The following is a 16,506-nucleotide window of genomic DNA, read 5'->3' as shown; positions in this document are numbered from 1 at the left end:
TGCGTCAGTTCGACGCGGCGTTGTCGGCGAGCGTTCCGAAGAGCAGCACGACCGTCACGATCGCCGCGACCCACAGGACGGCGCCGGCGACGGCGGCGACGACCGCCCACCGCCGGGCGTCGCGGGCCGCCTCGTGCGCGGCCTCCGGATCGCCCTGCGCCCAGAGCTTTTCGACCTTCGCGGCCTGGTAGATCGAGAGCGCGCCGAACGGGAGGCAGCACAGGATCGCGCTGACGATCCCCCAGACCAGGTGGCTCGCGGGCGGGGGCCCGGGGTTGTAGTCGGCCGGCGGACGCGGCTGCTCGCTCACGTCAGAACCCGAGCCGGCGCAGCTGACGGGGGTCGCGCTGCCACTCCTTGGCCACCTTGATGTGCAGGTCGAGGTAGACCTTGGAGCCGAGCAGCGCCTCGATGTTCTTGCGCGCGGTGGCGCCGACCTCGCGCAGCCGTTCGCCCTTGTGCCCGAGGATGATGCCCTTCTGGCTGGGCCGCTCCACGAACAGGAACGCGTGCACGTCGATGAGGTCGTCGCGGCCTTCGCGGGGCAGCATCTCCTCGACGGTGACGGCGATCGAGTGCGGCAGCTCGTCGCGGACGCCTTCCAGCGCCGCCTCGCGGATCAGCTCGGCGACCAGCGTCTGCTCGGGTTCGTCGGTCAGCTCACCGCCCGGGTAGAGCTGCGGGCCTTCGGGGAGCTTGCCGACGAGCAGGTCAGCGAGCGCGCCGACCTGGAAGCCGTCGACCGCGGACACCGGGATCAGCTCGGCGAAGTCCATCACCTCCTGCAGCGCGAGCAGCTGCTCGGCGACCTGCTGGGGCTGGACGAGATCGGTCTTGGTGACGATCCCGATCACCGGGGTCCGCTTGGCGATCTTCTGCAGCTCGCCGGCGATGAACTTGTCGCCGGGGCCGATCTTCTCGTTGGCGGGCACGCAGAACCCGACGACGTCCACTTCGGACCACGTCGTGTGCACGATGTCGTTGAGCCGCTCACCGAGCAGGGTGCGCGGCCGGTGCAGGCCGGGGGTGTCGATGAGGACGAGCTGCGCGTCCTCACGGGAGACGATCCCGCGGATCGCGTGGCGGGTGGTCTGCGGCTTGCTCGAGGTGATCGCGACCTTGGTGCCGACGAGAGCGTTGGTGAGCGTCGACTTGCCGGCGTTGGGGCGGCCGACGAAGCAGGCGAAGCCGGAGCGGTGTTCGGTCATCGGTGCAGCACCTCGAGCACGGCGCCGTCCGGGGCGGCGAGGATGATCGGCGCGTACTTCGCGATGTCGCGCACGGCCTGCACGGACGCGCCCTTGAGCAGTCCTTCTTCGCTGACGACGGCGGCCGCTTCGATGCCTTCGGCGCCGCTGGACAGCGCCGCGGCGACCGCGGCCTGCAGGGCGGTGAGCTTGAACGACGGCTGGTCGACCGTGCCGGCGGCGTAGGTGCGGCCGTCGGTGTCGCGGACCGCGGCGCCCTCGGGGGCCTGGATGCGGGCGCGCGAGGACCGGGCGAGGACGACCAGTTTCTGGTCCTCCGCCTCGAGGTCAGGCATGTTCGACGCTCCTGTCGCGTTCGTCGGGGTGGGGCAGGCGCGTGCGGCGCCGGGTCGTGCGGTCGGCCGGGTCGGTCATCGCCTCGGCGTCGGCCGGGTGCACGACCACGGTGGTGATCCGCATGCGGCCGCGCCGGTCCTTGCCCCCTTCGGCGAACAGCCGAAGGCCGGCGACCTCGGCTTCGGCCCCCGGCAGCGGGACCCTACCCAGTCGTTCCGCGAGCAGGCCGCCCACGGTCTCCACGTCGTGGTCTTCGAGGTCGAGGCCGAAGAGCTCGCCCAGGTCGTCGACGCTCATCCGGGACGACACGCGGACGGCGCCGTCGCTCAGCTCTTCGACCTCGGGGCGCTCGTCGGCGTCGGACTCGTCGGTGATCTCGCCGACGATCTCCTCGAGGACGTCCTCGATGGTGAGCAGGCCGGCGGTGCCGCCGTACTCGTCGACGGCGATCGCCATGTGGTTGTGCGAGCGCTGCATCTCCTTGAGGAGCTCGTCGAGCCGTTTCGAGTCGGGGACGAAGGAGGCTTCGTTCATCAGCGTGCTGACGATGGTGCTCGGGCCGTCCGGGTCCATGTACGCGGCCATGAGGTCCTTGATGTTGACGACGCCGACGATGTCGTCGACGGACTCGTCGATCACCGGGAGCCGGGTGAAGCCGGTGCGCAGCGCCAGTGCCAGGGCCTGGCGGACCGTCTTGGTGCGCTCGATCCAGACGATCTCGGTGCGCGGCACCATGACCTCGCGGGCGACGGTGTCGCCGAGCTCGAACACCGAGTGGATCATCTCGCGCTCGGAGTCCTCGACGACGCCGCGTTCCTGGGCGATGTCGACCAGTTCGCGCAGCTCGACTTCGGAGGTGAACGGGCCTTCGCGGAAGCCCTGGCCGGGGGTGATGGCGTTACCGATGAGGATGAGCAGCCGGGACAGCGGGCCGAGGACGGAGCCGAGGACGCGGACGGGCCCGGCGACGTAGCGGCCGATGCGGTAGGGGTGCTGGCGGCCGAGGGTGCGCGGCCCGACGCCGATGAGGACGTAGCTGACGACGACCATCACGACGGCGGTGACCAGCACGGCGAGGCCGAGCGGGTGGACCCAGCTGCCGACCGCGACGGTGACGAGGACGGTGGCGGTGAGTTCGCAGCCGAGGCGCAGCAACAGGAGCAGGTTGATGTGGCGGCGGCGTTCGACGACGACGGCGGAGAGCTGGCGGGCGCCGGGCAGCCCGAGCCGGGCGAGGCCGTCGGCCCGGGCTTGCGACACGGTGCTGATGGCGGCGTCGGCCGCGGCGAACACGCCCGCGAGGAGCACGAGCGCGATCGCGAAGAGGAGCTGGACCATGGCTGGCGCCTAGGGCGTTTCCCCGGCGGGTGGTTCGGCGGACGCGTCGAGCCCGGCGAAGCCGAGGACGCGGTCGTCGGAACTGCGCTGGGCGTCCTGCTTCTGCAGGGCGGCGACGGCGTCCTGGTACTCGCCGAGGATGCGCTTCTGCAGGGCGAACATCTCGCGTTCCTCGGCGGGTTCGGCGTGGTCGTAGCCGAGCAGGTGCAGGCAGCCGTGCACGGTGAGCAGGTGCAGCTCGTCGATCAGGGCGTGGCCCGCGGTCTTGGCCTGGTCCTTGGCGAACGCCGGGCAGAGCACGATGTCGCCGAGCAGCGCCGGGGACGCGTCGGGCGCGTCGGGGCGGCGGCTGGAGTCGAGCTCGTCCATCGGGAAGGCCATGACGTCGGTGGGGCCGGGGAGGTCCATCCAGCGTTCGTGGAGGTCTTCCATGACGTCGAGGGTGACGAGGAGGATGGACAGCTCGGCGAGCGGGCTGACCTCCATCTTGTCGAGGGCGTAGCGGGCGGCCGAGACGATGGACGTCTCGTCGACGTCGACGCCGGACTCGTTGGCGATTTCGATGCTCACCGCCGGTTGCCCTTCCAGCCGTTGCCCTGCTGTTCCTGCGCGTCCTGCACGGCCTGCCACTTCTCGTAGGCGTCGACGATGCTCGCGACGAGCCGGTGCCGGACGACGTCCTGGCTGGTCAGTTCGGCGAAGTGGAGGTCGTCCACGCCGTGGAGGATGTCGCGGACGACGCGGAGGCCGCTGCGCTGCCCGCTGGGCAGGTCGACCTGGGTGATGTCGCCGGTGACGACGATCTTGGAGCCGAAGCCGAGGCGGGTGAGGAACATCTTCATCTGCTCGGGCGTGGTGTTCTGGGCCTCGTCGAGGATGATGAAGGCGTCGTTGAGGGTGCGGCCGCGCATGTACGCCAGCGGCGCGATCTCGATGGTGCCGGCCTGCATGAGCCGCGGGATGGACTCGGGTTCGACCATGTCGTGCAGCGCGTCGTAGAGGGGCCGCAGGTAGGGGTCGATCTTCTCGTTGAGGGTGCCGGGCAGGTAGCCGAGGCGCTCGCCGGCTTCGACGGCGGGGCGGGTCAGCACGATGCGGGTGACCTGCTTGGCCTGCAGCGCCTGGACGGCCTTGGCCATGGCGAGGTAGGTCTTGCCGGTGCCGGCGGGGCCGATGCCGAAGACGACGGTGTGCTTGTCGATGGCGTCGACGTAGCGCTTCTGGTTGAGCGTCTTGGGCCGGATGGTCTTGCCGCGGCGGGAGACGATGTTGAGGCTGAGGACCTCGGCTGGTGAGGCGTCGCCGGTGGAGAGCATGCCGATGGTGCGGCGGACGGTGTCGGGTCCGACCTGCTGGCCCCCGCCGGCGAGCTGGACGAGCTCGGCGAAGACGCGTTCGGCGAAGGCGACGTCGGCGGGTGTTCCGGTGAGGGTGACCTCGTTGCCGCGTACGTGTACGTCGGCGGCCAGGAGCTCCTCGGCGACCCGCAGGTTTTCGTCGCGGGAGCCGAGCAGGCTGAGGGCGGCGGCATCTGGAATGGGGAACCGGGACTGCGCAGCCTGAACGGAGGCATCCTCGGTCTTGGCGACGTCCCCGGGGACGTCGGGTCGGGCGGCACCACCCGGTACGGTTCCGGCCACGTGGCCTCAGGCCTGCTTTCTCGGTGAGGGAGAACGGACCCCACCGATGCTACTGGCACCCACCGACAGAACGCAGGCCGGTTTCCTTAGTCCTCCTGAGGAGCCCCGAAGAGCCCCAGAGGCTCCCCGCCAAGAACATGGGCATGAACATGAAAGACGGTCTGCCCGGCATCGGAGTCGGTGTTGAACACCACCCGATACCCACTCTCGAGCACCCCCTCAAGCTCGGCAACCTTCCGGCAGGCGAGAGCAACGTCGGCAAGGAGCTGAGGATCGGCAGCAGCAAGCTCCCCCAAGTTCCGATACCGAGTCTTGGGAACAACGAGGACATGAACCTTCGCCTGAGGCCGAATATCCCGGAAGGCAAAGGTGGAGTCATCCTGGTAGACGACATCGGCAGGGATCTCACCAGCAATGATCCGCTCGAAGAGAGTCTCATCCTCACTCATGAGGAAGAACCCTACCGACGAACGAGAGCCGCGGCACACAGACAGGCACGGAGCAAGGGTCGCGGGGGGTCCGGGGGCGAAGCCCCCGGCTGGGGGTCTGGGGGTTTGACCCCCAGAAGACACAACGAACGCGAAGCGGCCGCCTGAGTCGAGCGAAGCGAGAGGAAGGGGGCCGCGGAGCGGTAGACCCTGGGGGTCGATCTACCGCATCCGCGGCGGCCGCCGGACCGAGGGGGGAGGTGCCCGGCGGGGTCTGTGCTTCCCAGTGGCGCACCTGCCGCTGCGGGCCGTGACGGTCCGGAACGGTGTGTGGTGCGTTAGTAAACGAGAGTAACGGGTCGGAGTGTGATCGCGCCATAACTGGGCGCAAAATCGGGCTTCTTTTTTCCGGTGATCTTTTCACCGCCACCGGGCGGTCAGGGCGCCCAGCGCTCCGAGGGCGACGGCCGCTGCCGTCGATGTGCGCAGCACGGTCGTTCCCAGCCGGACGGCTCGGGCGCCGGCTTCGCGCAGGGTGTGGAGTTCGCCGTCGGTGATGCCGCCTTCGGGGCCGATGACGAGGAGGACGTCGCCGGTGTCGGGGAGGTCGAGGTCGGTGAGGCGGTCGGGGACGTCGGATTCGAGGACGATGGCCAGGGACATGGTGGCCACGAGGCCGGCGAGCTCGTGGGTGCTGACGGCCTCGGTGACGTCGGGGACGTGGGCGCGGCGGGCTTGTTTGGCGGCGGAGCGGGCGGTGGCGCGCCAGCGGGCGAGGGCCTTGTCGCCGCGGCCGCCGTCTTCCCATTTGGCGACGCTGCGGGCGGCGCGCCAGGGGACGATCGCGTCGACGCCGGCTTCGGTGGCCAGTTCGACGGCGAGTTCGCCGCGGTCGCCCTTGGCGAGGGCCTGGGCGACGACGACGCGCAGGGCGGGTGGGTCCTCGGTCCAGCTTTCCTCGATCGACAGCGTCAGGGCGGCGTCCCGGCCGGGTTGGACGGCTTCGACGACGCAGCGGGCCATCGCGCCCGCGCCGTCGGAGAGCACGAGCCGCTCCCCCGCGCGCAGGCGGCGGACGGTGGCCGCGTGCCGGGCTTCCTCGCCGTCGAGCACGGTGCGCCCGGAAGCGGGCACGGAGGAGGCGAGGAAGACCGGCAGGGTGGTGTCGGGCACGGGGTCAGCGGTGGTTCTTGGTGCGCAGCTTGGAGAACAGGCCGCCGTGCTTGGTGCCGTTGGCCGACAGGGTCGGGGCCTCCTCGCCGCGCTGCTGGGCCAGCTCGACCAGCAGCTCGCGCTGGGCTTCGTCGAGCTTGGTCGGCACCTGGACGTCGATGTGGACGTGCAGGTCGCCGCGGCCGTCGACGCGCCCGGAGGAGCGCAGCCGCGGCATGCCCTTGCCGGTGAGGACGAGCTCGGCGTTGGGCTGGGTGCCGGGTTCGATGTCGAGCTCGTAGTCGCCGTCGACCAGCGTCGCGATGGGCACCGTGGCGCCGAGGGCGGCGGTGGTCATCGGGACGCGGAAGTTGCAGTGCAGGTCGTGGCCCTGGCGGACGAAGACCTCGTGCGGGGTCTCGTCGATCTCGACGTAGAGGTCTCCGGCCGGGCCGCCGCCGGGGCCGACCTCGCCCTGGCCGGAGAGGCGGATGCGCATGCCGTCGCCGACGCCCGGCGGGATCTTGGCGGTGACGTTGCGGCGGGCGCGGATGCGGCCGTCGCCGCCGCACTGGCGGCAGGGGTCGGGGATGACCTCGCCGAAGCCGCGGCAGACCGGGCACGGGCGGGCGGTGACGACCTGGCCGAGGAACGACCGCTGGACGGACTGGACCTCGCCGGCGCCGCCGCAGGTGTCGCACGTCTTGACCGAGGTGCCTTCGCTGGTGCCGGCGCCGCGGCAGAGGTCGCAGACGATCGCCGTGTCGACGGCGATCTCCTTGTCGACGCCGGTGGCGCACTCCTCGAGGGAGAGGCCGAGCCGGATCAGCGCGTCGGAACCGGGCTGGACGCGGCTGCGGGGTCCGCGCCCGCGTCCGCCGCCTCCGCCGGCCGCGCCGAAGAAGGCGTCCATGATGTCGCCGAGACCGCCGAAGCCGGCGAAGGGGTCGCCGCCTCCCCCGCCGCGCGCGCCGTTGTCCATCGGATCGCCGCCCAGGTCGACGATCTTGCGCTTCTGCGGGTCCGACAGCACCTCGTAGGCCGTGGTGACCTCGCCGAACTTGTGCTGGGCGTCTTCCGACGGGTTGACGTCGGGGTGCAGCTCCCTGGCCAGCTTCCGGTACGCGCGCTTGATGTCCTGGTCGCTCGCGTTCTTCGCCACCCCGAGGATGCCGTAGTAGTCCCTCGCCACCGTCTTCGCTTCTCCTTCTGCTCTGCCCGGCTCAGCGGCCGTGCAGGATCTGCCCCACGTAGTTGGCGACCGCGCGCACCGCGGCGATCGTGCCGGGGTAGTCCATCCGGGTCGGGCCGACCACCCCCATGCCGCCGAGCACCACGTCGTCGCGGCCGTAGCCGATCGAGACGACCGAGGTGCTGCGCATCTGCTCGTCTTCATTTTCCTCACCGATGCGCACCGTGATCGCACCGGGGTTGCGCGCGGCGGCCAGCAGCTTGAGCACGACCACCTGCTCCTCGAGGGCTTCGAGGACCTGGCGCAGCGAGCCCGGGAAGTCGGCGACGTTGCGCGTGAGGTTCGCGGTCCCGCCGAGGACCAGGCGTTCTTCCGGGTGCTCGGCCAGCGACTCGACCAGCACGGTCGTGACGCGGATGAGCGCGTCCCGCAGCTCGCCCGGCGCCTGGTCGGGCAGCTCGGCGACGCGCGCGGCGGCGTCGTTGAGCCGCCGGCCGGACATGGCCGCGTTGAGCACGGTCCGCAGCCGGGCGACGTCCTCTTCGGTGACGACGTCGCCGAGGTCGACCGTGCGCTGGTCGACGCGGCCGTTGTCGGTGATCAGCACCAGCATGAGCCGCGCCGGGGTGAGCGGCACCACTTCCAGGTGGCGCACCTTGGCGTTGGTCAGCATCGGGTACTGGACGACGGCGACCTGCCGGGTCAGCTGCGCGAGCAGCCGGACCGAGCGCTTGAGGACGTCGTCGAGGTCGGTGCCGCTGTCGAGGAAGGTGGTGATGGCCTTGCGTTCGGCGGTCGAGAGCGGCTTGATCTCCGAGAGCCGGTCGACGAAGAGGCGGTAGCCCTTGTCGGTCGGCACGCGGCCGGCGCTGGTGTGCGGCTGGGTGATGTAGCCCTCTTCCTCGAGCGTGGCCATGTCGTTGCGCACGGTTGCGCTGGACACACCGAGGTTGTGCCGTTCGACGATCGCCTTGGACCCGACGGGCTCCTGGTTGGACACGTAGTCGGCGACGATCGCACGCAGCACTTCGAAGCGGCGCTCATCCGCGTTGGCCACCGTTCCTCACCTACCTCGCTCGCTGCTCTCCTCGAGTTTACGGAAGCCTGAGCCGGTCGTGCTCAACCCCGCCCACCGGGGCAGGGGTGTCGCCCCCGCGAACCGGGTAAAGAACAGGCAAACGAATTACCATGCATTTTCCCCGAAACGAATTCCCGGCTTGAGACGGGAACCGAAAACCGGTTTGCTGCCTCTGATCCACATGCCAGTCCCCGACTCCCGAGGTCGCCGTGAACCGAATTGAACCCGCTTCGGCCGGAATGCCCGAAATCGCCCGGCGCGCGGCCGAGGCGAAAGCGCGGCTCGAGCGCGTCTCGGCGACCGCCACGAGTGCCGACGGGGCCGTCACGGTCACCGTCAACACCAGCGGTGCGCTGCAGGAACTCACCTTCGGCCCGCGCGCCGACGAGCTGCCGCGCGCCCGGCTTGCGCAGGCCGTCCTGGCGACCGCCAAACGCGCCCAGCTCGACGCCGCCCGGCAGCTGACCGCCGTCATGGCGCCGGTGATCGGCGCCGACAGCGACGCCATGAAATTCCTTCAGGAACAGATTCCGGAACCCGAGCTCCCGGCCGAAGAAGCGCGCCGGGAACCACCTCGGAATCCGCCCGCCGACGACGACTTCGGCGGCCCGATCCTGCGCCGGGGGCAGTGATGGCGGGCGAAGCGATGAAGGTCGACTTCGACGTCCTCGGCGGGCACGAGGACGAGATCCGCGAGATCGCCGGCCGGGTCCAGCAGGCGGTCGACGCCGCGGGCACCGCCGGCGCGCTCGACTTCGACGCGTTCGGGCTGGTCGGGCAGGTGTTCGCGGTGCCGATCCAGGGCTGGGTGGAGTCCGCCGACAGCTTCCTGAGCGCGGCCGTCGAGGCCGGCCACGACGTCGCGGACCGGGTGAAGGCCGCGCACACGGCGTTCCGCGAGCACGAACACCAGACGAAGTGCCTGATCGAAGGCATCGGCAAGGAGCTGCCCGCATGACCGAGAACTCGCTGGTCGCGACGGCCGAGTCGCCGGGCGGCTTCACCACCGGCATGGGCGACGGCTCGAAGGGCGAGCTCGACAACGTCAACGCCCAGACCAGCGGCGCCGGCATCTTCAACGACGCCGCGTCGACGCTCACCGACGCCCGCAACGGCGACTGGGGCAACCTCGCGATGGACGTCGGCACCGACGCCCTCGACCTGCTCGGCGCGGCGATGGACCCGCTCGGCACCCTCGCGAGCGCCGGGGTCGGCTGGCTGATCGAGCACATCAGCTTCCTCAAGGACGGCCTCGACAAGCTCGCCGGCAAGCCCGAAGCCGTCACCGCCAAGGCCGTGACCTGGACGAACATTTCGAAGTCACTCACCGAGACGGCCGAGAGCTACGAGCAGCAGGCCAAGAAGGTCAAGCAGTCCTTCAGCGACTGCGGCTCCGCGGAGGCCTACCAGCGGACGGCGGAGAGCTACGTCAGCGTCCTGCGCGGCGCGGCGTCGCACGCCTCGGACGCGTCGACGGCCATGAACGTCGGCGCGGCGCTGGTCGGCACCGAGCGCGGGCTGATCCGCGACATGATCTCGTCGTTCGTCGGCGAGCTGATCATCAAGGCCGTGGCCGCGCTGGCCGCGTCCTGGTGCACCTTCGGCGGCACGGTCGCGGCGTTCATCGCCGACACGGTCGTGGAGGGCGGCGTGCTCGCCGAGAAGATCAGCACGCGCATCACGAAGGTCGTCGAGAAGCTGGAGAGCCTGGCGAAGGGCGCGGGCAAGTCGAAGGCGGCCCTCGAAGGCGCGGCGAACGCGCTGAAGAAGGTGGGCAAGGGCGTCGACAAGCTCGTGGACAAGAGCGTCGACACGGCCGCGGGCATCGAGCGCAAGGCCAACGAGCTCAAGCAGGCGGGCAAGGAGGCGAAGTCGGCCGAGGAGACGGCGAAGGGCTGGAGCGACGCCGCTGAGTCACATGTCCCCGGCCGCGAAAAGGTCGAAGGCCTCGGCGACAAGTACTCGGAGGACGGCCGCAGCGCGCTCAAGCCGGCCGAGTGGCAGAAGGCCGGCGGCTATCCGGGGTGGAGCACGGCGGACACCGTCGGTGTCGTGACCGAGGGCCGCCGTCAGGAGAACGAACAGATCGACCGCTATCACGAAGGCCGAGAGGCCTACGAGAAGGAACACCCCGGAGGCGAGGCCGAGTGATCGAGCAGGCCGAAGTGGAGCTGGCCAACCGCCACGGCCGGCTCCACCCCTCGCAACGGGGAAAGCTGCTCGACTTCACCTTCTGGGTCGCGGCCGTCCTGGTCGTCGCCGGTCTCGTGGTGGCGGTGCTGCTCGCCGCCGTGGCGGAGACGGCCGCCGAAGTCCTCGGCACCCTCGTCCCGATCCTGGCGATCACCGCGTGGTTCGCGTTCGTCTGCTGGCGCCGGCTGGCGGACGTGCGGAGCGGGCAGCTGGTCGCGACCACGGGCTGGACCCACGACTTCGGCAGGCAACGGCCCGGCGGCGACCACCCGATCGAGCTCTCCACCCGGCTCAGCCAGGGCTACAACAAGCACTACTACCTGAAGACGGGCGGCCGGACCTACCCGCTGGAGCGGAAGCTCCGCGAGCGGATCCGGCCGGACCGCGTCAACACGGTGCTGATCGCCCCGCGGTCGAAGCTGCTGATCAACGTCCTGCCCGCTTAGACCGCTTTGCTGAGGGCGTCGAACTCGGCGTCGGTCAGCTCGATGTCGGCGGCGGCGACGTTGTCTTCGAGGTGCGCGACCGACGACGTGCCCGGGATCGGCAGCACGACGGGCGAGCGCTTGAGCAGCCAGGCCAGCGCGAGCTGCGACGGCGACGCGTCGTGCTCCTTGGCGAGCGCGCTGAGCGGGCTGTCCGCCCCGGCGAGGGCGCCGGTGGCCAGCGGGAACCACGGGATGAAGGCGATCCCGTGCTCGGTGGCGTGATCCAGCAGCGGCTCGGCGTCGCGGTTGGCCAGGTTGAAGAGGTTCTGCACGGAGACGATCTCCGCGGTCTTCTGCGCTTCCTGCAGCTCTCCGACGCTGATCTCGGACAGGCCGATGTGCCGGATCTTGCCTTCGTCCTGCAGCTTCTTCAGCTCGCCGACCTGCTCGGCGAGGGGGACCTTCGGGTCGATGCGGTGCAGCTGCAGGAGGTCGATCCGGTCGACGCCGAGGTGGCGCAGGCTCAGCTCGACCTGCTGGCGCAGGTATTCGGGCCGGCCGACCGGGGTCCACTGGTTCGGGCCCTGCCGGGTGAAGCCGGCCTTGGTCGCGATGACCAGGTCGTCGGCGTACGGGTGCAGTGCCTTCTTGATCAGCAGGTCGGCGACGAACGGGCCGTAGGCGTCGGCCGTGTCGATCAGGTTGACGCCCAGCTCGGCCGCGCGCCGCAGCACGCGGACGGCCTCCTCCGGATCCTTCGGGTCGCCCCACACGCCGGGCCCGGTGAGCTGCATGGCGCCGTAGCCGAGGCGGGTGACCGGAAGGTCGCCGCCGATGGTGAAAGTGCCGGAGTTCTTCGCGCTCATGTCCGTCCCATCGTCGTCCGGGGTGCTCTCGAGGGTGAACCTCGCGAGTACCCCGGACGATTCCCGGAAACCCTCAGGAGTTGCGCGGGAAGCCCAGGTTCACGCCCGCGTGCGACCGGTCCGGCCACCGCGACGTCACGACCTTCGTCCGCGTGAAGAAGTGGAACCCCTCCGGCCCGTAGGCGTGGCTGTCGCCGAACAGCGAGTCCTTCCAGCCCCCGAACGAGTAGTACCCGACCGGCACCGGGATCGGGACGTTCACGCCGACCATCCCGACCTCGACCTCGTTCTGGAACCGCCGCGCCGACGCCCCGTCGCCGGTGAAGATCGCCACGCCGTTGCCGTACGGGTTGGCGTTGATCAGCTCCAGCGCGTCGTCGTACGAAGCCGTCCGCGCGACCGACAGCACCGGGCCGAAGATCTCGTCGGTGTAGATCGACATGTCCGTGCGGACGTGGTCGAACAGCGTCGGGCCGAGCCAGAAGCCGTCGCCGGCCACCTCGATCCCGCGGCCGTCGACCACCAGAGAGGCACCCTCCGAAACTCCGGCGTCCACATAGGACTTGACCCGGGCGTGGTGTGCCGCCGTGACAAGTGGTCCCATCTCCGACTCGGGGTCGCGGCCGTCGCCGACGCGCAGCACCGACATCCGCTCGGTGATCTTGCGCACCAGCTCGTCGCCGATCGGGTCGACGGCGACGACCACCGACACCGCCATGCAGCGCTCTCCCGCCGAGCCGAACCCGGCCGACACCGCGGCGTCGGCGGCCAGGTCGAGGTCCGCGTCGGGCAGGACGACCATGTGGTTCTTCGCCCCGCCGAGCGCCTGCACGCGCTTGCCGTGCCGGGTCCCGGTTTCGTAGACGTAGCGCGCGATCGGCGTCGACCCCACGAACGAGATCGCCTTGACGTCGGAGTGCGACAGCAGTCCGTCCACCGCCACCTTGTCGCCGTGCAGGACGTTCAGCGCGCCCGCGGGCAGCCCGGCCTCGGCGAACAGCTCGGCGATGAACACCGCCGCCGACGGGTCCTTCTCGCTCGGCTTGAGCACGACGGTGTTGCCGCAGGCCAGCGCGTTCGGGACGAACCACAGCGGCACCATCGCCGGGAAGTTGAACGGCGAGATCACGCCGACCACGCCGAGCGGCTGCGCGATCGAGTAGACGTCGACGCCGGTGGAGGCGTTCTCGCTGAACCCGCCCTTGAGCAGCTGGGCGGCGCCGCAGGCGTACTCGACGTTCTCGATCGCCCGCGCGACCTCGCCCGCCGCGTCGGACTCGACCTTGCCGTGCTCGCTCGTGACGATCTTCGCCAGCTCGTGCTTGCGGGCCGACAGCAGCTCGCGGAAGGCGAACAGCACGCGGGTCCGGCCGGCCAGCGACGTCCCGCGCCAGCCCGGCAGCGCCGCCTTGGCCGCGGCGACGGCGGCTTCGACCTCGGCGTCGCCGGCGAAGTCGACGTGCGCCCGCACCTGCCCGGTCGCGGGGTCGAACACCTCGCCCGAGCGCTCGGCGGTCCCGGTGAACGGCTTGCCGTCGATCCAGTGGCTGATGCGGTCGGTCACGGCGCGCGCTCCTTCGCTCGGGGGACGTCTCCTGCGAGTCTCCGGTCGGGCGCCACGCCAACGCCATCGACAACGTGTACGGACTCACCGTCCCGGCCGTACAGTCTGTCCCTGCCGATCACTGTGCCGATGGTTGCCAATCCGACCACAGCAACACGCGAGGAGCCATGTACCCGACCGTCGCCGAGGTGCTCGCGCTGCCGGTGCTGCGCCAGGGCCGTCCGCACGTCGTCGCCGGCACGGCCGGGCTCGACGCCCCGGTCCGCTGGGCGCACGTCGCCGAGGTCGCCGACATCGCGCACCTGCTGCGCGGCGGCGAGCTGGTGCTGACGACCGGCGTCGCGCTGCCCGACGACGGCCCGGCGCTCGCCCGCTACGTCGCCGACCTGGCCGGGGTCGGCGCCGCCGGCCTGGTGATCGAGCTGGTCCGGCACTGGAGCGACAAGCTGCCAGCCGCGCTGGTCGACGCCGCCGAGAAGCACGGCCTGCCGCTGGTGACGCTCTCGCGCGAGACGCGGTACGTGAGCGTCACCGAGGCGGTGAACGGCCAGATCGTCGACGCCCAGGTCGCCGAGCTGCGCGCCGCCGAGCGCGTCCACGAGACGTTCACCGCGCTGACGGTCGCGGGTGCCGAACCCGGCGTCGTCCTCGGCGAGGTCGCGCGGCTGACCGAGCAGCCGGTCGTGCTGGAGACGCTTTCGCACGAGGTCCTCGCCTACGACGCGGCCGGCACCGATCCGGCCGATCTGCTCACCGGCTGGCCGTCCCGGTCGCGGGTGGTGCAGCTGGGCGAGCGGACCGGCTACCACGCGGGTTCGGGCTGGCTGGTGACCGTCGTCGGCGCGCGCGGGCACGACTGGGGACGCCTCGTCGTCGTCTGCGCCGACCAGCCGCCGCACCGGCACCGGGTGGTCGCCGAGCGGGCCGCGTCCGCGCTGGCCGTGCACCGGCTGGTCGCCAAGGACTCCGACGGCCTGGAGCGCCAGGCCCACCGCGCGGTGCTCAACGAACTGCTCGCCTCGCCGGCGCCGACGGCGGAGCTGCTGGCGCGCGCGTCCGCGCTGGCCGTGCCCCTGGCCGGGCGGCAACTGGTCGGGCTGGCGGTCCGGCCCCGGTTGGCCGGCAACCGGCCTGCGCTGTCCACGCCGCCGGTGCTGCGCGAGCTGGCCGAGGCGACGGTCTTGGCGGCGCGTCGCGCGAAGGTGTCGGCGCTGGTGGCGACCGACGAGCTGGGGGTGCGGGCGCTGATCGCGCTGTCGCCGGAAGCGAACGCCGACACCGTGCTGCACCGGCTCGCGACCGACGTCCACGAGGCCCGCGGCAGCGCACCGGGCGTGCTGGCGGTCGGAACGACGGTGCTGTCCCCGGCCGAAGCGGGCCGGACTTTGCTGGAGGCCGGTCAGGTCGCGGCGGCTGCCTTGGGGACCGGGTCCGAACGGGTCCTGCACCGGCTGTCCGACGTGCGGCTGCGCGGCTTGCTGCACTTGCTGTCGGGCGACGAGCGCGTGACGGCGTTCGCCCAACGGGAGCTGGGCCCGTTGCTGCAGCGCGACGCGGCCTCCGGCAGCCGGCTGGTCCAGGCGTTGCGCCACTACTGCGAGCAGGGCGGCAACAAGTCGGCGGCGGCCGCGGCGGCGCACACCTCGCGGACGGCGTACTACCAGCAGCTGGCCCGGATCGAGCAGGTCCTCGGCGTCCGGCTGGAAGATCCGGAGTCGATGCTCTCGCTCTACGTCGCACTGCTGGCGGGGGACCTCACTCGGTCGAGCGAAGAAGACTCACCCGGACGTGGAGCACAGTGATCGACCCCAGGCTGCCGATGGAACCGATATGGCCCTACTCCCCTTCGCAGCCTGCTTGATGAGCTTGAGCTGCCTCGCGCCCGCGCAGCCGCCGGCGTCGACGCTGCAGCTCACCACCCACGACACGGCCAACCGGATCGCTTCGGTGGTCCTGACGTGCGACCCGGCGGGCGGCACGCATCCCAAGCACGACAAGGCATGCGCGGTACTGACCACTGCCGGCGGCGACTTTTCCCGGATCCAGTCACGCCACCAGATGTGCACGCTGATCTACGCCCCGGTGGACGTGACGGCGGTCGGCTCGTGGCGCGGCAAGCCGGTGTCGTTCCGGATGACGTACGCGAACCGGTGTGAAGCGGACCGAGACTCGGACGGCGTCTTCGCGTTCTGACGCGCGTTCGCGACAGCGGACGCCCATCGCCTGATGGGGCACAGCCTGCCCGTGGGCAGGCTGTGCCCATGCCTCCACCCTTTGCCACACCGCGAGCCCGGGCTCTGGGCTTCGGCATGAAGAGAGCCAGGCTGGCCCGCAACCTGAAGGTCCGGGAGCTAGGCCGGTTGACCGAGATGTTGCCGCAGAACATCTCCAGCTGGGAGAGCGGCAGGCGGGTGCCGAAGCTCGAAGAGCTCGCGACGATCCTCGGTGTGCTGAGGGTCGGCCCCGGCGAACGAGCACGGCTCTTCAACCTCGCGCGCACCGCCACCGAGCCCAACTGGCTCGACCAGCACGAGCTGGACGGATCCGCGCGGCTGGCCAACTACATCGAATACGAACGGGCGGCCACCGGCATGGCCGACTGGGCCCCGGGGCTGGTTCCCGGCATGCTGCAGACACCCGGCTACATCAGGGCCATTTTCGCAGCCACTGCCCACCCGAAGGCGCACGTCGAGAACCAGGTGATGGTCCGGCTCGCGCGCCGCGAGCTGCTGACCGGGCCAAACCCCTTGCCGTGCCGGGTGTTGCTCGGCGAGGCCGCGTTGCACCAGAACATCGGCGGCCCCACTGTGATGGCCGAGCAGCTGCGCTACCTGCGCTCGCGGATGCAGCTGCGCAACGTTTCCGTGCGCGTCGTGCGAAGCAGCATCGGCTACCACCCCGGCCAGTACGGGCCCTTCATCGTCTTCGACTACGCAGACCTGCCGTCGATCGTCTACCTGGAGCACTACCGCGGCAGCGCGTATGTTTAGAGCGTGTCTCACTTGGATGTTGGTTGAGGTGCGGGCATGATCTTGGCCTGTGATGGACGAGTTGTCGCAGCGGCTGGTGCCGGACGAGTTGTG

Annotated in this window: 19 protein-coding genes; 7 read left to right on the top strand and 12 right to left on the bottom strand. The window is 70.7% G+C overall.

The genetic code is table 11. The features are described 5' to 3' along the window. Positions 1-4: 4 nt before the first annotated feature. From ACZ7OH_RS20875 to hrcA, 10 genes are all read right to left on the bottom strand, one after another. Entirely contained in the window at positions 5-310 is a 306-nt protein-coding gene (locus ACZ7OH_RS20875; protein ID WP_470282276.1) for a CD225/dispanin family protein, read from the bottom strand. Between the two features lies 1 nt (position 311). Beyond that, positions 312-1,208, bottom strand: coding sequence for a GTPase Era (era, locus tag ACZ7OH_RS20870; RefSeq protein WP_470282275.1), 897 nt, complete (start codon positions 1,206-1,208; stop codon positions 312-314). Further along, on the bottom strand, positions 1,205-1,543 hold the full coding sequence (locus ACZ7OH_RS20865) for a cytidine deaminase (protein WP_470282274.1): 339 nt from the start codon (positions 1,541-1,543) through the stop codon (positions 1,205-1,207). The genes era and ACZ7OH_RS20865 overlap by 4 nt, the downstream gene beginning before the upstream one ends. After that, positions 1,536-2,882 carry a hemolysin family protein gene (locus tag ACZ7OH_RS20860; protein ID WP_400904618.1) on the bottom strand — a complete coding sequence of 449 codons (1,347 nt, stop codon included), beginning with the start codon at positions 2,880-2,882 and terminating at the stop codon, positions 1,536-1,538. The genes ACZ7OH_RS20865 and ACZ7OH_RS20860 overlap by 8 nt, the downstream gene beginning before the upstream one ends. Before the next feature lie 9 nt (positions 2,883-2,891). Next, the gene (gene ybeY, locus ACZ7OH_RS20855) at positions 2,892-3,452 is read right to left on the bottom strand and encodes an rRNA maturation RNase YbeY (protein ID WP_372666718.1); all 561 of its coding nucleotides are present in this window, start codon (positions 3,450-3,452) and stop codon (positions 2,892-2,894) included. Then, positions 3,449-4,522: a PhoH family protein gene (locus ACZ7OH_RS20850; protein ID WP_470282273.1), complete on the bottom strand. Its 1,074-nt coding sequence runs from the start codon at positions 4,520-4,522 to the stop codon at positions 3,449-3,451. Before ACZ7OH_RS20850 ends, ybeY begins: the two co-directional genes overlap by 4 nt. 86 nt (positions 4,523-4,608) lie before the next feature. Next, a complete protein-coding gene (locus ACZ7OH_RS20845; protein WP_470282272.1) occupies positions 4,609-4,971 on the bottom strand; it encodes a histidine triad nucleotide-binding protein in 363 nt (120 codons plus the stop codon). Between the two features lie 399 nt (positions 4,972-5,370). Continuing rightward, positions 5,371-6,123: a 16S rRNA (uracil(1498)-N(3))-methyltransferase gene (locus tag ACZ7OH_RS20840; RefSeq protein ID WP_400904612.1), complete on the bottom strand. Its 753-nt coding sequence runs from the start codon at positions 6,121-6,123 to the stop codon at positions 5,371-5,373. 4 nt (positions 6,124-6,127) lie between these two features. Continuing rightward, entirely contained in the window at positions 6,128-7,294 is a 1,167-nt protein-coding gene (gene dnaJ / locus ACZ7OH_RS20835) for a molecular chaperone DnaJ (protein WP_400904610.1), read from the bottom strand. A gap of 31 nt (positions 7,295-7,325) precedes the next feature. After that, positions 7,326-8,351 carry a heat-inducible transcriptional repressor HrcA gene (gene hrcA, locus ACZ7OH_RS20830; protein ID WP_470282271.1) on the bottom strand — a complete coding sequence of 342 codons (1,026 nt, stop codon included), beginning with the start codon at positions 8,349-8,351 and terminating at the stop codon, positions 7,326-7,328. Between the two features lie 260 nt (positions 8,352-8,611). On the opposite strand from hrcA, the gene ACZ7OH_RS20825 reads away from it, so the two are divergent. Genes ACZ7OH_RS20825 through ACZ7OH_RS20810 form a run of 4 tightly spaced genes read left to right on the top strand, consistent with a single transcriptional unit; the run spans position 8,612 to position 11,011 of the window. Further along, positions 8,612-9,004 (top strand): YbaB/EbfC family nucleoid-associated protein, encoded by a 393-nt coding sequence (locus tag ACZ7OH_RS20825; RefSeq protein ID WP_470282270.1) that lies wholly within the window; start codon positions 8,612-8,614, stop codon positions 9,002-9,004. After that, positions 9,004-9,330 carry a type VII secretion target gene (locus ACZ7OH_RS20820; RefSeq protein ID WP_470282269.1) on the top strand — a complete coding sequence of 109 codons (327 nt, stop codon included), beginning with the start codon at positions 9,004-9,006 and terminating at the stop codon, positions 9,328-9,330. The genes ACZ7OH_RS20825 and ACZ7OH_RS20820 overlap by 1 nt, the downstream gene beginning before the upstream one ends. Continuing rightward, a complete protein-coding gene (locus ACZ7OH_RS20815; protein ID WP_470282268.1) occupies positions 9,327-10,523 on the top strand; it encodes a hypothetical protein in 1,197 nt (398 codons plus the stop codon). The genes ACZ7OH_RS20820 and ACZ7OH_RS20815 overlap by 4 nt, the downstream gene beginning before the upstream one ends. Continuing rightward, positions 10,520-11,011: a hypothetical protein gene (locus tag ACZ7OH_RS20810; protein ID WP_470282267.1), complete on the top strand. Its 492-nt coding sequence runs from the start codon at positions 10,520-10,522 to the stop codon at positions 11,009-11,011. Before ACZ7OH_RS20815 ends, ACZ7OH_RS20810 begins: the two co-directional genes overlap by 4 nt. Here the strand turns inward: ACZ7OH_RS20810 and ACZ7OH_RS20805 are convergent. Together ACZ7OH_RS20805 and ACZ7OH_RS20800 are read right to left on the bottom strand one after the other, a co-directional pair. Then, on the bottom strand, positions 11,008-11,859 hold the full coding sequence (locus tag ACZ7OH_RS20805; RefSeq protein WP_470282266.1) for an aldo/keto reductase: 852 nt from the start codon (positions 11,857-11,859) through the stop codon (positions 11,008-11,010). The genes ACZ7OH_RS20810 and ACZ7OH_RS20805 overlap by 4 nt on opposite strands. Before the next feature lie 73 nt (positions 11,860-11,932). Further along, the gene (locus tag ACZ7OH_RS20800; RefSeq protein ID WP_470282265.1) at positions 11,933-13,423 is read right to left on the bottom strand and encodes a CoA-acylating methylmalonate-semialdehyde dehydrogenase; all 1,491 of its coding nucleotides are present in this window, start codon (positions 13,421-13,423) and stop codon (positions 11,933-11,935) included. Between the two features lie 167 nt (positions 13,424-13,590). Between ACZ7OH_RS20800 and ACZ7OH_RS20795 the strand changes: the two genes are divergently transcribed. The 3 genes from ACZ7OH_RS20795 (at position 13,591) to ACZ7OH_RS20785 (ending at position 16,413) form a co-directional block, all read left to right on the top strand. Next, positions 13,591-15,225: a PucR family transcriptional regulator gene (locus ACZ7OH_RS20795; protein ID WP_470282264.1), complete on the top strand. Its 1,635-nt coding sequence runs from the start codon at positions 13,591-13,593 to the stop codon at positions 15,223-15,225. Positions 15,226-15,283: 58 nt separating this feature from the next. Next, positions 15,284-15,616 carry an SSI family serine proteinase inhibitor gene (locus ACZ7OH_RS20790; RefSeq protein ID WP_470282263.1) on the top strand — a complete coding sequence of 111 codons (333 nt, stop codon included), beginning with the start codon at positions 15,284-15,286 and terminating at the stop codon, positions 15,614-15,616. Positions 15,617-15,732: 116 nt separating this feature from the next. Beyond that, positions 15,733-16,413, top strand: a complete 681-nt coding sequence (locus ACZ7OH_RS20785; protein WP_470282262.1) for a helix-turn-helix domain-containing protein — start codon at positions 15,733-15,735, stop codon at positions 16,411-16,413. Positions 16,414-16,506: the final 93 nt, after the last annotated feature.

The organism is Amycolatopsis sp. NPDC114478, from assembly GCF_055633805.1.
Note: the sequence above shows the minus strand (reverse complement) of the source record. Positions and strands in the feature narration are given on the sequence as shown.

Excerpts from the sequence above, each read along its gene's own strand:
- ACZ7OH_RS20795 (WP_470282264.1), top strand. The coding sequence starts at position 13,591 with ATGTACCCGACCGTCGCCGAGGTGCTCGCGCTGCCGGTGCTGCGCCAG.
- ACZ7OH_RS20845 (WP_470282272.1), bottom strand. The coding sequence starts at position 4,971 with ATGAGTGAGGATGAGACTCTCTTCGAGCGGATCATTGCTGGTGAGATC.
- ACZ7OH_RS20790 (WP_470282263.1), top strand. The coding sequence starts at position 15,284 with ATGAGCTTGAGCTGCCTCGCGCCCGCGCAGCCGCCGGCGTCGACGCTG.
- ACZ7OH_RS20860 (WP_400904618.1), bottom strand. The coding sequence starts at position 2,882 with ATGGTCCAGCTCCTCTTCGCGATCGCGCTCGTGCTCCTCGCGGGCGTG.
- ACZ7OH_RS20805 (WP_470282266.1), bottom strand. The coding sequence starts at position 11,859 with ATGAGCGCGAAGAACTCCGGCACTTTCACCATCGGCGGCGACCTTCCG.
- ACZ7OH_RS20785 (WP_470282262.1), top strand. The coding sequence starts at position 15,733 with ATGAAGAGAGCCAGGCTGGCCCGCAACCTGAAGGTCCGGGAGCTAGGC.
- ACZ7OH_RS20815 (WP_470282268.1), top strand. The coding sequence starts at position 9,327 with ATGACCGAGAACTCGCTGGTCGCGACGGCCGAGTCGCCGGGCGGCTTC.
- ACZ7OH_RS20820 (WP_470282269.1), top strand. The coding sequence starts at position 9,004 with ATGGCGGGCGAAGCGATGAAGGTCGACTTCGACGTCCTCGGCGGGCAC.
- era (WP_470282275.1), bottom strand. The coding sequence starts at position 1,208 with ATGACCGAACACCGCTCCGGCTTCGCCTGCTTCGTCGGCCGCCCCAAC.
- ACZ7OH_RS20825 (WP_470282270.1), top strand. The coding sequence starts at position 8,612 with ATGCCCGAAATCGCCCGGCGCGCGGCCGAGGCGAAAGCGCGGCTCGAG.
- ACZ7OH_RS20865 (WP_470282274.1), bottom strand. The coding sequence starts at position 1,543 with ATGCCTGACCTCGAGGCGGAGGACCAGAAACTGGTCGTCCTCGCCCGG.